Annotated in this window: 10 protein-coding genes; 1 reads left to right on the forward strand and 9 read right to left on the reverse strand. The window is 43.6% G+C overall.

Features of this window, described 5'->3' with window-relative positions; all coding sequences use genetic code 11:
- Positions 1 to 87 precede the first annotated feature (87 nt).
- The 8 genes from HQ865_RS13130 to HQ865_RS13165 form a co-directional block, all read right to left on the reverse strand.
- On the reverse strand, positions 88 to 1,239 hold the full coding sequence (locus HQ865_RS13130) for an AhpC/TSA family protein (protein ID WP_173415329.1): 1,152 nt from the start codon (positions 1,237 to 1,239) through the stop codon (positions 88 to 90).
- A gap of 27 nt (positions 1,240 to 1,266) precedes the next feature.
- Complete coding sequence (locus tag HQ865_RS13135; protein WP_173415330.1) at positions 1,267 to 2,433, reverse strand: TlpA disulfide reductase family protein; 1,167 nt, start codon at positions 2,431 to 2,433, stop codon at positions 1,267 to 1,269.
- Between the two features lie 12 nt (positions 2,434 to 2,445).
- On the reverse strand, positions 2,446 to 3,645 hold the full coding sequence (locus HQ865_RS13140) for a TlpA disulfide reductase family protein (RefSeq protein WP_173415331.1): 1,200 nt from the start codon (positions 3,643 to 3,645) through the stop codon (positions 2,446 to 2,448).
- A 71-nt stretch (positions 3,646 to 3,716) separates the two neighbouring features.
- Positions 3,717 to 3,956, reverse strand: coding sequence for a hypothetical protein (locus HQ865_RS13145; protein ID WP_173415332.1), 240 nt, complete (start codon positions 3,954 to 3,956; stop codon positions 3,717 to 3,719).
- A gap of 78 nt (positions 3,957 to 4,034) precedes the next feature.
- Positions 4,035 to 5,492, reverse strand: a complete 1,458-nt coding sequence (locus tag HQ865_RS13150) for a RagB/SusD family nutrient uptake outer membrane protein (RefSeq protein WP_173415333.1) — start codon at positions 5,490 to 5,492, stop codon at positions 4,035 to 4,037.
- Positions 5,493 to 5,504: 12 nt separating this feature from the next.
- Positions 5,505 to 8,987: a SusC/RagA family TonB-linked outer membrane protein gene (locus HQ865_RS13155; protein ID WP_237073467.1), complete on the reverse strand. Its 3,483-nt coding sequence runs from the start codon at positions 8,985 to 8,987 to the stop codon at positions 5,505 to 5,507.
- Between the two features lie 286 nt (positions 8,988 to 9,273).
- Positions 9,274 to 10,431 carry a FecR family protein gene (locus tag HQ865_RS13160; RefSeq protein WP_173415334.1) on the reverse strand — a complete coding sequence of 386 codons (1,158 nt, stop codon included), beginning with the start codon at positions 10,429 to 10,431 and terminating at the stop codon, positions 9,274 to 9,276.
- Positions 10,432 to 10,669: 238 nt separating this feature from the next.
- Entirely contained in the window at positions 10,670 to 11,263 is a 594-nt protein-coding gene (locus tag HQ865_RS13165; protein ID WP_173415335.1) for an RNA polymerase sigma-70 factor, read from the reverse strand.
- 392 nt (positions 11,264 to 11,655) lie between these two features.
- On the opposite strand from HQ865_RS13165, the gene HQ865_RS13170 reads away from it, so the two are divergent.
- Positions 11,656 to 12,267 (forward strand): transposase, encoded by a 612-nt coding sequence (locus HQ865_RS13170; protein WP_173415336.1) that lies wholly within the window; start codon positions 11,656 to 11,658, stop codon positions 12,265 to 12,267.
- Positions 12,268 to 12,432: 165 nt separating this feature from the next.
- On the opposite strand, the gene HQ865_RS13175 is transcribed toward HQ865_RS13170, so the two are convergent.
- Positions 12,433 to 15,225 (reverse strand): M16 family metallopeptidase, encoded by a 2,793-nt coding sequence (locus HQ865_RS13175; protein WP_173415337.1) that lies wholly within the window; start codon positions 15,223 to 15,225, stop codon positions 12,433 to 12,435.
- Positions 15,226 to 15,235 lie beyond the last annotated feature (10 nt).

Raw genomic sequence — 15,235 nt, forward strand, 5'->3', positions numbered from 1 at the left:
TAATTACTTTGCTTTGAAATGAAGAGAAAAAGCGGGTACTCAACAGATAGCTGAGCGCCCGTATTTAGTACATTTCAGGTTATATTACTAATTATGTTTAGATGAACTTTGCACTAAGATCTCACCAAGTTTATTATCCAATTCCTCCCCTCGCAAATTTTTTGCCACTATCTTCCCCGAAGGATCAAGTAAGAAATTTTGAGGGATCGCTTGTACACCGTAAGCAAGCGCCACTTCACATTGCCAAAATTTCAGGTCAGATACATGTGTCCAGGTCAGTCCATCTTTATTGATCGCAGCCTCCCACTTAGCTTTATCGTCCGCGCGATCAAGCGAAACGCCTAAGATGGTAAAATTTTTACCTTTATATTTGTTATAGGTACGTACCAGGTTAGGGTTTTCTGCACGACATGGACCGCACCATGATGCCCAAAGATCAACAAGCACATATTTGCCCCTGAAATCAGACAGGCTTACCTGGCGACCGGCTGTATCGGGCAATGTAAATGCCGGTGCCATCGCGCCAATAGCAACTTTTTTCATTTTTTCCAGTTGTCCGGTGAAGCGCTGTCCTGCTACACTGCTTTTTAGTTCCGGGGAAAGCTCATTATAAAGAGGTGCGATCTCAGCGTAATCCATACTATACGCCTGATCAGTGGTTAGTTTAAAACTCAAGTATGATGAAGAATGCGTTTTGATGAACTGAAGGGTGGCAGCTTTAGAAGCCTCGCTATATCTTTTTTCAATTAACGCTAACTCAGCTTTAAATTGAGGGCTTGCCTTTTCGGCATCTGTCGCCGATCTCGTTTTATTTCCATATTGTTCATTCAGATCAGTGGCCGGCTTATTCAATTTATTAAAGGCACTAAGGTCTATATTGGTCGGCGTGCCCCCTATGGTAGCTTTTGAAATAGGCTCTGCAGCTGCATTTATCGAAATTTCGCCTTTTTCAATATAAATTTGCGTATAATCTTTCGCTTTGGCCATTCCGTTACCATCGCTATTGAGTACTACATAGGCCTGGGCGGGCGTTTCAGGTGCCTTTCCCTTAAATTCAAATCGTCCGTCATTGATCGTCGCAGAATCTGTGAATCTTTTGTTATCTGCCGCATAAGTCAAATAAACTTTCGCCGGGGCACTCAATGTGCCTATCTTGCCTTTAATAGTAAAGTCATTACCATTATTTTGAGCCATTGCATATACAGGGAGTACTAAAATGGCCAATAGAAATTTTTTCATTATATTACTGTTTGTTTATTGTTTTTTTTATTTAAAAATTGATGCGAACATTTGATCCATATCGGCATCATTCCCGCCCAACGAACCAAATCTCCCTACTATTTTGCCCGATGGGTCTATCAGCACTTTAGTAGGTATTGTTGAAACACTGTAAGCGTCATCCAGATCATTCGGATTCATTTCCCGTTTCATTTTTTTATCCATATCTAAGCCACGCAAAACATGATGCCAGATACCTATCCCATCTTTCTCAATAGCGTCATGCCAGGCTTTTAACGCCCGGTCGTCGTCTGATATACCAACAATTTCCAATCCTTTATCATGGTATTTTTTATAAAGGGTGATCAAATGCGGGTTACCGGCCCTGCATGGCACACACCAGCTTGCCCAAAAATCGAGCAGTACATATTTGCCTTTAAAATCAGCCAGGGTCAGCGTTTTACCATTGATATCTGTTTTGGTGAAACCCGGGGCTATACCGCCTGGCGTAGCCGCTTCAATGGATTTTATCTTAATGGCCAGCGCTTTAGCTTGTTCGGTAACTTTGGCTTCGGCATTTAAACTTGCATAATATCTTTTTGTGTCGGCAGGTTTCATACGCTCCGCCTCCATTTGCATTAGATCTAACGACACGACCGAGTTTGGCTTTTCAAACAGAAAAGCAGTTTGTGCCTGCTGTATCTCACGGCCGTAGGGAGCCATCTGCTCTTTTATCGCTTCTTTTTTATCTTTATCTTTTTCCTGGTAGTAAGCCTTATTTAAGGGTATCAGTACACTTCGGGCCGCAGCAGTGCGTCTGTCCAGTTCTTCTTGTTCATCCTGGGTTTTCGAACCCGCCAGTTTTAGCGTTGCCAGATCTGAGGGGTCGCCGGTAAGGATTAGTTTACCTGGTTCTACATACAGTTGCTTCATTTTACTGTACTGCTCCTGGGGCGGAATAACCTCGCCATTTTTTTTAAAAAAAAGGCTAATACGGGTGGGATGAACAGACTTTCCGGAGAATGTAAAGGATTGCCCAACGATAGGCAGTGTGGTTTGCTTATACCCATCGGCACCCTGGTAATTAATTTGTACCGAATCCATAGGTGCTCCGGAAAGCCGGGCATTTAAAGTGTATTGATCTGCCTTTTGAGCTAAAGCGTTCTCTCCGGTTAATGCTAAAAAGATCAAACTAAGTTTTAGTAGTGTTTTCATATTTTATAGGTTTCAATCTTTGAATATAGTGGACAATTTTTCGTCAATAACTTTCTCATCACCACCCTTAACCAGTATTTTACCTTCTTTGTCGAGCAAAACATAATGAGGAATAGTATGGGTCATATACAAGGCTCCCACCCGGGCGGGCATATTTTTAATTGGGAATTCGTCGCAAACCTGTGCCCAGGGCATTTTTTCCTGGTCCATCGCAATTTTCCAACTTTTCCACGAACTGTCATCTGAAACACTGAGTATATCAAATCCTTTGTCATGGTATTTGGCGTAAACCAACTTCCAGTGTGGTATAGCTTCACGGCAGGGGTGGCACCAGCTTGCCCAGAAATCTATCATTACATATTTCCCTCGGAATGCCGATAAGCTTAACTTACTGCTATCAGGCCTCATTAGCGTAAAATCTGGCGCTACGGCTCCTGGTTGCACCGCCGCAAGCATATTGCGCGATCGGGATAATTCACTGTAATACACCGAATTTTTAGCATCGCCGGTGAATTGATCAAGCATTTCGCTTAGCGATTGGTATTTAGTATCATTAGAGTAGGTGTATAATACATAATACAGGTAAAGCGGGCCTACTGCACCTGAATTTTGGCTGACGTAGTTTTTTATTTGTTTGAATTGCCAGGCTTGCAACAGTTTATTAACCGAATCCATTCTTCCCCGAACTTTATACTCCGCATCAATATCCTTGCCTTGAACAAGTTTAAACTGCCGATTGAGTTCATTATTGATGGCGGCAAATTGCCTTTGCCCGGGATCACTCTGATAAGCCGCGATGATATCATAGTTTTTTGAACCACTTTCCTTAACATTTTTGATGATGGCACCTTTACCATAACCATACTTGGTATAATCAAAATGCTCGGCACCGGCCGTGTCGGCGCTAACTGTTATTTTACCGTTATCTAAAAAAATATCAAAAGCCCAGTTACCCGGCATTACTAACGCCCGCAGCATTTCCGCACCTGCGGCTCTCCCTGTTAGTACAAAGCTTCCGTCAGTTATTTTAGCACTGTCGACAGACTTGGTTGTACGGTCGGTAAAATCACTTCGCTGAAGAAAGATCTTACCCGATCTAATACCTTTCAACTTTCCGTTAATTTGATAGGTTATACCTTGAGCAGATAAATTTTGAGCTGGCAATAGCTGAATTAGGAGCCACGCCAGTATACTGAGAAATAACTTTTTCATTTTTTTAAATTTTTCTATTTAATAGCTTTTTAAATTCTTCCGATTTCTTTTGATGATCAGTAATGGTGTATTCAAATATCCATCCGCCGAACTGGGGGTTGTTTCAGCAACGTTTCAAACGTTTTCATCCGCTGCTGTACATCTAACTCACGTTGTGCCGCACTTGCATAGTGCGTATCGGCAAAGTCACTCGACCCGCCAACATATAGAACCTTTAGCTTGCTTTTTACAATGCCATCTGCTAACAGCAGGTGGTACTGACCTAATACTATGAAAGCACATAGCAACAGCCCTTTAAATACCGTCTTCATAATAAATGGTAGATTTTACAGATGTGTTATTTCCAAGCTTGTACGGTATTGAAAACCGTACAAGCCTGGAAATAATGCTTAATACTTGATGTAACCCGGATTTTGGTCACCAAACAACGGATTGTATTGAAACTCGTCTTTGGGAACAGGATATATAAATTGATTTGTCGAAGTGATCGTTGACCGGATGGACTTTACGGTGGCAAAAGGCAGGCGCAATAACGCATTCCATTCTTGTCCGTCTTCGGCAACCATGCTACGGGCAGTTTCCTTGTAAATCTCAAGGTTCATTGCATCAGTAGTTAAGGCTGCTTCAACAGCCAGGTAATTGGTGTTATTTGTAGTGGCTGTAATGCCCGCACAAGCCTGTATGGTATGTACCAAAGTTCTGGCATTGGCCAAACTGCCGCCCGAGCGTACAATTGCTTCCGCCTGCAAAAGATAAACTTCGGTTAAACGGAATGCGTAATCACTTTCAGACACGGTACTGGCAACACCGCCCTGCAGGATATATTTCATAAACCACGCTGTGCCGGGAGCATAAAGATCGGTAAAAGTAGTTTTGGTACCCACCATCCAGGTCAGGCGGGGATCATTAGCGTATAGATCCTTTAATGTTGATGATGCGGCATACAAAGCTGAAGCACCGGGATAATATTGCCTGCTTTTACTGTAATTATCAGTAGTTTGCAGCGCCTGCGGCTGTATACCTAAAATGATTTCTTTACTTGCTAAACCCTTGGTATGGAAGATATCTTCCTGCTTGGCTTCCAGTGTGTATGGTCCGGTCTGTATTATGGTGTTACCAAGCGTAATTACCTGAGTGTAATCAGCAGCTGTTCCACGGCACATCAATACTCGCATTTTCAGTGCCATAGCAGCCCATTTAGTGGCGTAATAAACCTGATTAGTTGCGGGGGCGTTGGCAATCGCATCGTCCAGGTCGCTGATAATGAAATCATAAGTTTCCTTTACTGTATTGCGTGCTTTGGCAATTGTAGTTAAGGTGCTGCTTTCGTCGCGGAGCAATACACCAAATTTGCTGTCTGGCTTGTACCACTCACCATAAAAATTAAGCAGTTTAAAATGTGCATAAGCACGCAGGAAATGCGCTTCGGCAATAATCTCTTTTTTCCTGGTGCCGGTAAATTTGTTATCATCCAAAGCATTTACGCCCTTTATGACATTGTCTACTGCATTCAGTGCTTTATAGCATTGTAACCAGTAGCCTGAAGCATTAGTGTTTTCGCCGCTGAGGTCGTTGATATATATACCGATGTTACCTCCCAATCCGTATACAATGTAACCCGTCATTTCTGATGGATAAAGTTCGTGGGATTGCCAGCCGGTTTTGATCTGAGTTGCATTAGCGAAGTTATAATAGGCCCCGTTTAGTGCGATTTGAGAAGTTCCCTGATCCAGGATAGTATTTTCTGCAACCTTTGCATTTTGCGGTAAGGCACCCAACTCCTTTTTGCATGCATAAGGAGCGGTGATCACCATACTGAGCATTATATATTTTAGAATCTTTTTCATTTTTTTATTGAATTAAAATCCAAGACGTAAACCAAAACTGTATTGTTTCACAGCCGGGTATCCACCCGAATCGCTGTAGCCGCCAATTAAACTGTAAGGATTGTTACTCACCTCCGGATCGGCACCCGGATATTTAGTAAACGTTAACAGATTAGTTGCAGAAGCATATAAATATGCTCTTGAAATTTTCAACTTGCTGAGCAACGCTTTTGGAAGCTGGTAACTTAACGTTACCGATTTAATGCGTATAAATGAGGCATCGTATACGTTGGCGCTTGAGCTATAAGCATAACTGGCCTGGCCTAAAAGTAGCCTTGGGCGAGTAGTGCTTGGGTTATCAGGTGTCCAGCGCTGCAAAATGCGTACAGGTTTATTGGTTAAAGACTGTAGATCGAACGCCTGGCCATCCGCAAGATAATTGATGTCGCCACCTTCTGAGAAAGTAGCCAGTGTAGAAAGCATGAAGTTTTTATAAGTTATCGTATTGGTGTACCCTCCGTAAAAGCGGGCTTCTGCACGACCGATAACATCATTTTTATAAAACTGCTGCGTATATCCCGGTGCAACCGGAATTCCATCGCCTTTAAAGCGTGCATCTCCTATGCCAAGGTAACTTATAACAAAGTTGCCGTAATAGCTTGCCGCTTTATAAGCATCCAACTCTGCCTGGTTCTGGATAATACCATCAAATACTTTACCGTAAATTAAGCCAACTGGCTGGCCTACTTTAAGGATCGTATTCCCATACAAATAAGTATCCTGATCATTAGGCTGGCCATTATTAGGATTGATCGAGTTATTGATCGGCAGTGATATTACTTTTGAGCGGTTGCCTGATACATTTAAAGATCCTGACCATGAGAAATCCTTTTTACGTATAAAGGTCCCCGAAAGCTCCAACTCCAAACCCCTGTTTTGAATAGTAGCAACATTGGCAATTACGCTGGAATAACCAGAACTGGATGCAACTGATGTAGGGAAAAGAACTCCTGAAGTTAATTTATTATAATAACCCAGGCCTATATTCAATCGCGATTTAAACAGTTCGATATTGATACCCGCATCTTTTTGCAGCGTGTTTTCCCACTTTAGCGAATTGTTGCCTAATTGTGTTGGAGACAGACCACTTACACCACCATACGAAATTGGGGAATATAGGGTATAAAACTGATTATCTGCAATATTTTGGGTACCTGTATAACCAATACTTGCCCTTAATTTGATGTCATCGATCCAGGTGATATCTTTCAAAAATTTCTCTTTTGATATCCTCCAGGCAACGCCACCAGACGGGAAATAGCCTACACGGTTGGCAACCGGAAATTTAGAAGAAGCATCGGAACGGCCTGTGAATGTAAAAATATATTTATCAAATGCGCTGTAAGTAGCCCTTCCGTAAAAACTTAAAAGCGAGTTTTGGCTTGAGGTACCAGTAGATGGCAAGGTAACAGCAGCCGAAGACAGATTATTTAAATAGTTATCATCCGGAAAATTCTGACCGCTGGCAGAAAAGGTTTTAGTTTTACTGATCTGCCATGAAGTACCTGCTATTATATTTAACTGGTTATCCTTATTAAATTGCTTGTTCCATGTGAAATAGTTCTCGTAGATCACATTGCTATTAACAGTTTGCCCCTGAGTGGCTGTACCATTATTTGAACTCCCTGTTCCGCTGGATGTAGCAATTGAAACCGTGCTGGGGGTATAGTCGTTTTGGTTGTAGGTATTGTAATTAACTGCCACCGAACTACGGAATTTCAGATCTTTTAAAATATCGTATTCTGCTGCCATCGAACCGATCAGCGTAACGGTATTCGCCCGGTTTATCCCTTTCAGAAGGAACAATGGATTTTGGAAACCCTGGTAGGCAGCAGCACCATAATCAGCCGGACTGATCACCCTGATACTCCCATCGGCATTATACGGGCTCATGGTGGGTGGTGCAAACATAGCTTGCGTATAAACACCGTTGGTTACATTGTTTGTTGTAAAGCCAAAATCAAGGTTGCTGCTTAAGCGGAACCTTGGGGTAATATCATTATCCAGGCTAACCTTTCCGGCTATCTTAGTAAAATCTGTACCTTTTATGGCGCCGTTGTTATTATAGTAGGTCAGCGATGTGTGGTAACGTGAACCTTCGCCGCCGCCGCTAACAGATATATCTGCGTTTTGAGTAACGCCCGTACGTAGCACCAGGCTCATCCAATCGGTATTTGAATTTTCAAAATATGTTGGGCTGGTTAAGATGGTGGTTGCTTTGGCATCAGCTGCCAAACCCTTGAGCGCACGTGCTGCGTTTAAATTAGCCGCTCCTTCCTTTAGGATCATGATGTACTGATCGCGGTTTAGTACTTTTTCGGGTCTCGCAATACTAAAGCCAGCATTATAACTGGCTTCCAGGGTTGACTTTTGGTTATATTTGCCCCTTTTGGTGGTGATAATAATAACACCATTAGCCCCTTTCGAACCGTAAATAGCTGTAGCAGAAGCATCTTTCAAAATATCAAGCGTTTCAATATCGTTTATGTTCAACCCGCCTAAGCTGTTTAAGGCCCTGGCAAAGTTACCGGAGATGGCATCATTTGGTGTGTCGCCACCGCCCGAATTACCAAAACGGTCTATAGGGCTAACAATATCAGACGCAGTAGTAATAAAATTGTTCGATACCTGCACCTGCACGCCGTCAATGATATAAAGTGGGTCGTTTCCCCCTAACAAAGACGTGCCTCCACGGATACGTATTTTAGCGGCACCGCCTGGTGAACCATCGGCCTGTACAACTTGTACGCCAGAAGCTTTCCCCGATAATGCCTGATCGATAGTCGCGAAGGGGACGTCCTTCACTTCATTAATATTAACCGATGAGACTGCCCCTGTAAGGTCCTTACGTTTGGTAGAACCGTATCCAACAGTCACAACTTCATTTAATTTAGTGGCCGCGGGTTTCATTGTTATAGTAGCAGGCCATTTTTGAGAACTGATCTTAATAAGCTGCGTTTCATATCCGATCATGCTGATCTGTAAGGTTGATTGCTCGTCGATATTGGTCAGTGTAAAACGACCCGAAGCATCGGTAGATACACCTTTGTTAGAACCAACAATAGTAACTGAAACCCCGGGGAGAGGCTTCCCTATTTCATCGAGCACTTGTGCACTGATATCTTTAATCAACACTACATATCTTACCGGCGTAACTACTGGCTTCTCGTTCAAAACGATCGTTTTTTCGATGATCTTATAGTCTATAGCCTGTTTTTCGAACAGCATTGCCAGTAATTTTTCCAACGACACATTATTCGCGTCGATATCAACTGGTTTAACTATTGATAACAGGTGATTGTCATACATGAATATCATGCCTGTCTTGCCTTCAACATCTTTCATTACTTCCTTAAAGGCCTTATGTTCAGCTTTAAGGGAGTACTGCGCAAAAACCGAGGCAGATACATGAATGCAGGCAGCGAAAAGGATCATTGTGGTGATTTGAATTCTCATAAGCAGCCGTTTAAGGTGGTCACTGCTGAGTGCAGTGGCTGTTGTGGTACTGCTTCTTTTTTGTAAAACAAAAAGCAGTTTGTGTAAAAAAAACATAATTTTGTATGCGTTTTTGAGTGAATAGCTAAATATCTTATCAGGGTATTATTTCACTTAGCTCGTTATGCCGGTAGTGTCTTCGACCACACTAACCGGTTTTTTTTTAAGCTTGGGTGTTTGGGCGTCATGTAGATCATTTTTGCATGTATGGGGCTCTCCTTTCTTTTTGTTAGTACGTTATAGCAAATTATGATTGTCCTATTTCAAGCACTTTATCCTCTCCCGATCGTTTTAAAACGAAAGGGATATGATTAGCTTCTAATATCTCCAGCATTTTTTCCAGGTTTGCACCCCGTGAAAAACCACCATTAAAAAGCCGGTCGATATCTTTTCCGGTAAACTGTACTTTAATATTATACCAGCGGGCAACCTGTTTCATAATGTCGGTCAATTTTGCATCCTGAAACATGATCATACCATTTCTCCAGGCAATTTCAAGATTGACATTGGCATCCCTTACCTCCAGGCTATTGTCATTGTTAATAGCGGCTGCCTGCTGGCCTGGTTTGAGGATGACGGATCTATTACCGCTTGTTACTTTTACGCGCCCCTGAACCAGGGTCGTTTTCATTTCCGGTTCATCATCATAAGCCCGAATATTAAAATGCGTTCCTAAAACTTCGATCTGGCGACTTCCTGATTGAACAATGAACCGGCGTGATCTTTCATGTGCCACTTCAAAGTAAGCTTCTCCTTCCAACTTCACTTTTCTTATAGTATCACTAAATTCCTCCGGATAAGTTAGCGAGGATGCCGCGTTTAACCAAACATGTGTCCCATCTGGCAAAATAACATCGCATTCTCCACCCTTAGGCGTGGTAAGGGTGTTTAAAGCCAAAAGGTTATGTGAATTGTTTTTTTGATCGTAAACTAACCGACCTGGTACAGACTGGGAAATGAGATTGCCTGTGGAAGAAGAAATATTTCCTTTTTTACCTTTGCCCAGTTCTACCCGGGTCCCGTTTGGCAGTGTTAAGTATGCCTTCAAACTACCAGGCGTAACTTCGGCACCTGATAAGGGCCGGACACGCGAGTCTGGCGCGTGGAGATCATGTAAAAAAAACAATGCAATAGCAGTAACGATCAAAACTGAAGCGGCGACCGATATCAATTTCATATTGTTCAGCCACGATAGTTTTGCAGGCGGGTGCTGATCATTTATAGCAGCATCGACCGCAGTTTTTATCCTGATCTTTGCTGAAGCATCAGCTTCAATAGCTTCCCTCTCACTTATCTGCAGGTTGGAATACCAGGAAAAAAAAACTTCTTTTTCTTTTGCAGATAAACTGTTGTCCTGAAATTTTTGCCAAAGCTCAGCAATATATGCCTCGGGAAACTTGTCCATGATTTTCACGTATTTTCCTATGAGACAATCAAAATGACGACAACCCTCTATTTAAATTGATTTTTTTTAAATATGCCAGGCAGCTTTCGTATACGATAAACTATATTTTGAATTTTATTGACCTAAATGATATTCATTAAGACCTAATTGGATGGAAAAAAGCGCCGCCATGTTCCGCATAATCGGAGGTAGCCTGCACCGATCTTACAGATAGTTATTACTGAATAATAGGGAGGCCTTAATACAGGAATAGAATTAAGATGGTAAGCCAGGAAGCGCTAATTTGTCCGGCAATATGTCGCAAAGCACGCGTCATATGCCCTTCAACAGTTTTTTCCGCAATATCTAAATGCGTACTAATTTCTTTATTGGTTTTACCCTCGTGCCGGCTCATTTTGTAGATCTTCGCGCACTTCTCCGGTAGATCATTTATGGCGCCCTCTAAAATATCAAGAAGTTCCTTTTCCAACAACGACATATCGGCGGAGGGAACAAACTGTCCGATCTCAGCGGCTTCCGATAGTGGGGAAACATGGCCTATTGCCCGCCTGCTTTTTAACTTATTTAGTACCTGATTTTTTACAGCACGGTATAAATAGGTAGATAATTTAAACCGTAGTGTCAGGGATGCCCTGTTCTTCCAAAGGTTTATAAATACGTTTTGCACGCATTCTTCGGCATCTGGCTTATTGTTTAGATCGTAATTAGCTTGTGCCAGCAGCCTGGCCCAATAACGGTCATAAATTTCATTGAACGCAGTGCTTTCAGTTTCATTGGCTTTATTTAACAATAAAATCAAATCATCGTCCGTCAACTTTTTTACACCGCTCATTGATCAATTAAATTTAATACCATCCGGTTTAAACAATTAGTTCTTTACTACTCTTATATTAATTAGAAATAAACAATAAATCAAATTTAATTTTTATTATTTAATATAGCAATACATGGGGTATTGCACTATAAAAAAAACTGATTTGATGTTATTTTTCTAAAATATTTTCGAAAATACCGTTGATTGATAATAAATAATTAAAAAAAACAACATATTATGAAGCTGACGAAAAACGCTATTCGGTTATATTAAGGCAAAGCTTTTTATGTTTCAGAGAAGAAGAATTTCATGTTCAATTTGCTACTGAAAAAAATTGGTTACCTCACCAGGCGCAGCGTCGCTACTTTTAAGCGGTCCTTCAAACAGATTTTCAATACCACACCCGGTAAGTGGCTTACACAAAAAGATTAGAATTGGTGCATTACCATATCATCGGAAAAGGCAAAAAGCCTGTTAATGGATACTATGTGAGGTTGGGTTCGAAGAACTATGGCGTATTACAGCAAAAAGGCATTGAAGCTTATATCAAATACAACACGTTCGACCAGGAACAAAATAAAGGCATCAAAGCATTCGGTAATGACAGTTTGCACTATAATGAACAGGAAGATTACCTGGTATGTCCGATGGGACAACACATGCAGCATATCGGCACCGGGCAGCGGGTCACCACATCCGGCTATGTGCAACTGATCAGCCGCTATCAGGCGCAGAATTGTGAAAACTGCCCCATGCGGGGCGTTTGTCACCAAGCAGCCGGTAACCGCGTGGTGGAGATCAACCACAGCCTTAGAATACACAAGCAGATAGCGAAAGAAAGACTGAATACCGAACAGGGCATCAAATACCGAAAGCGACGGCCCGCAGATGTCGAACCGGTGTTCGCCAACCTGAAGCATAATCACGGCTTCAGGCGATTCCTGCTGAAGGGAATGTCCAAAACCGAGGTCGAAATAGGGTTATTATCCATCGCACATAACCTCAGAAAGTGGAAAGCCTGATAAAAAAGGCTTTTTATCCGATAAAAACACCTGAACCAACTCAAAAAATCGAAAGCAGGCTGATACAGTCCCGCTTTCCTAATAACTCATCTAAATCGGCATCAACGAAAAAACCGCCTCATAATTGAATTATGAGACGGCCTCTTGTTATTGAGCAGCATCCGGTTAATTTGTGCCTGCTTGTTCAGGCAATAGCTCAAATGTGATCATATTCTTACCTGAAAAAAATGTTTGCGCGGCCTGCTTTAACGATATTGGGTTAATATTAGCCAAATGCTTATTTACATCCAGCACCTGCAGCACGTCCTCGTTATTTTCGTACTGACCGGCCAGGTAGCTATACCAAAAGCTGTTTTCCTTTAATATCAGTTCTACGCTTTTTTGGTATTGGGCCTTAAACTTCTCCACGTCATCGGCGACGGGCCCTTGCTCGCGCAGTTTCTTCATTTCATCTTCCAGCAAGGCTACAAGGTGGTCGGCATTTTTGGGAGCACAGCCAAATTGAATGGTAATGGCAAACCTGTTTTGCGGGTATTTATTATAAACCGTTTGCACCTGCGGACTGTATACTTCGCCCTCAGCTTCGCGCAGGCGTTGTAATACCTTTATCTGCAAAATATCGCCCAAAGCCTTTAGCTGCATATTGGCAAACTGGCCAAACTGGTAATCGCCGCTATACACCACCCTTACCAGGGCCTTGTTCTCGGTACCCTTAAATACCTTCTTCACCAGGCGGCCCGATGGAATATGGATACCCAGATCGCGCACTTTGGTATGCTTATGCGTAGCCGGCAACGATGCGATGTAGCGCTCCAGCAAAGGCAGCATGTCGTCTATCTCAAAATTACCTACAAACACAAACGTAAAGTTTGATGCATCGGCAAAACGCTCGCGATAAATATCGTAGGCACGTTGCAGGGTGATCTTACGCAACCTTTCTTCGGTAGGCGCAGCCGAGCGGTAACTATAGCCGCCCATCACATAGCTGATGGTATCAACAAACACCCTGTTCGGGTCGGCATAACGGTTAGCCAGGCTGGCGATGGCGCCTTCCATCGTATTTCTGAACATCAGGCTATCCTTACGCGGTGCGGTAAATTGCAGGTAGGTAAGTTGCAGTGCGGTCTCCAGGTCTTGCGGAGCCGCGGCGCCGTTTATTGTCTCTGAACGCAAGCCCACATTAGCCGAAGATTGCACCACCTTCCCCGTCAACACCTGCGATAACTGCACCGAATTGAACTGCCCCAACCCCATGCGCGCCATGATGCCGCCCACGTTTGATGCGATATCAAAATCGGTATTATCGTAAAGTGAGGTACCACCCGGACTGAACGCGCCGTAAATGATTTGGTCGTTCTTAAAATCGGTTGACTTCAGGATCACGGTAATGCCATTGCTTAAGGTAACCTTTGTAACACCCAATTGCGGGATCTGTTGTTTTGCGGTTACCTTGCCCGGTTCAGGGAGTTTGGCAAGCAGGGGTTTATCGCCTACCTGCTCCTCTTTGTACTGCTGGATATCCTGTTTAGCGATAGTGTTGATCCAGCCGGTAACTGTTGCCTGATCAGGCAAGCCGGTTTTTTCCTTTTCGGGCGCCATGATCAGGATATCGATATCCTTTGATGCCAGGTACTCATTCATCAGCGCGGTCATATCGGCTAAAGTGATAGCATCGAGATGGTTTTGCGCGAATTGAAATTCCCAGTCTATGCCCGGCGATGCTTCGCTGTTAAGAAACAATCGCTGGTATTCCTTAACGTAACTTACCGATGCAGTTTTACCCTGCTCGCTCACCGAGCTTTGCAGGTTACGAAGGTAATTTTGCTTTACGCGGTCCAGTTCGTCTTTAGTAAAACCGTATCGCTTCACGCCCTCCAGTAAGCTCCAGGCCTGTGTAAAACCACGCTGCAATTGGCCTTGCTTCACCGATACCGCGAAGCTCAGCATATCAACATTGTTCAGCAAGCCGCTGATACCGATGCTCACCCCGGTAAATGCCGGGTTAGCCTCCTGCGACAACTGGGCGTTGCGGCGTGCATCCAACAATTGGTTAAACAGGCTGCGTTTGATGGATAGCAGGTAGTCCTGCTCGGTTTGCATAGCCGGTGCTTTATGCTTGTAAATTATTTGCAGGGTAGTGCCGCTCTCCTCCTTATCGGTCACCGCTAAAAATTGCGTTTTACCGGTAAGCGGCACGGTATACAGTGTGCGCTCGCGCGGTTTGACCGGGTTTTTCAGATCGGCAAATTTTGCTTTCACCAATTGCTCGGCCTGGTTCACATCTACATCGCCCACAATAATCAGCGCTTGCAGATCGGGGCGGTACCAGTCATGATAGAACCTGCGGATCACCTCGGGCTTAAATTTGGTCAACACCTCATCTGTACCGATGGGCAGGCGTTCGGCATAGCGGGCATGGTTAAGCATTACCGGCAAGGTTTGGCGCGACATACGGTCGCTGGCACCCTTGCCCAGGCGTTCTTCTTCCAGCACTACTCCACGCTCCTTTTCTATCTCGTTAGCAGCAAGCGTGGCTTCCTGCGCCCAATCGCGCATAATATTCAGCCCGGTGCCAAACATGGCGGGGTCATCTGTGGGGATGGGCAACTGGTATACCGTCTCGTCAAAGCTGGTATAGGCGTTCAGGTCGGCTCCAAAGCGTACACCGGCCTTTTGCAGGTGATCTACCAGTTGATTTTTAGGATAATGCTTGGTGCCGTTAAAGTTCATGTGCTCCATAAAGTGGGCCAGGCCGCGCTGGTCGTCATCCTCCAAAATCGAACCCACTTTATTCACCAAATAAAGCTCCACACGCTTTTGCGGCTGGGCATTATGCCTGATGTAATAGGTAAAGCCGTTGGGCAGTTTGCCCGTACGCAGCTGCGGATCTTTAGGTATGGGCTGGGCAAAGGCCAGGCCGGGCACTGCCAAAAACAGCAGCCAAAGAAGCTTTTTCATAGTATAGATG

Source organism: Mucilaginibacter mali (assembly GCF_013283875.1).
Classification (GTDB): Bacteria; Bacteroidota; Bacteroidia; order Sphingobacteriales; family Sphingobacteriaceae; genus Mucilaginibacter; species Mucilaginibacter mali.

Coding starts and splice junctions, on each gene's coding strand:
- HQ865_RS13140 (WP_173415331.1), bottom strand. CDS start 3,645: ATGAAAAAGTTATTTCTCAGTATACTGGCGTGGCTCCTAATTCAGCTA.
- HQ865_RS13165 (WP_173415335.1), bottom strand. CDS start 11,263: ATGAGCGGTGTAAAAAAGTTGACGGACGATGATTTGATTTTATTGTTA.
- HQ865_RS13150 (WP_173415333.1), bottom strand. CDS start 5,492: ATGAAAAAGATTCTAAAATATATAATGCTCAGTATGGTGATCACCGCT.
- HQ865_RS13145 (WP_173415332.1), bottom strand. CDS start 3,956: ATGAAGACGGTATTTAAAGGGCTGTTGCTATGTGCTTTCATAGTATTA.
- HQ865_RS13160 (WP_173415334.1), bottom strand. CDS start 10,431: ATGGACAAGTTTCCCGAGGCATATATTGCTGAGCTTTGGCAAAAATTT.
- HQ865_RS13135 (WP_173415330.1), bottom strand. CDS start 2,433: ATGAAAACACTACTAAAACTTAGTTTGATCTTTTTAGCATTAACCGGA.
- HQ865_RS13130 (WP_173415329.1), bottom strand. CDS start 1,239: ATGAAAAAATTTCTATTGGCCATTTTAGTACTCCCTGTATATGCAATG.
- HQ865_RS13175 (WP_173415337.1), bottom strand. CDS start 15,225: ATGAAAAAGCTTCTTTGGCTGCTGTTTTTGGCAGTGCCCGGCCTGGCC.
- HQ865_RS13155 (WP_237073467.1), bottom strand. CDS start 8,987: ATGAGAATTCAAATCACCACAATGATCCTTTTCGCTGCCTGCATTCAT.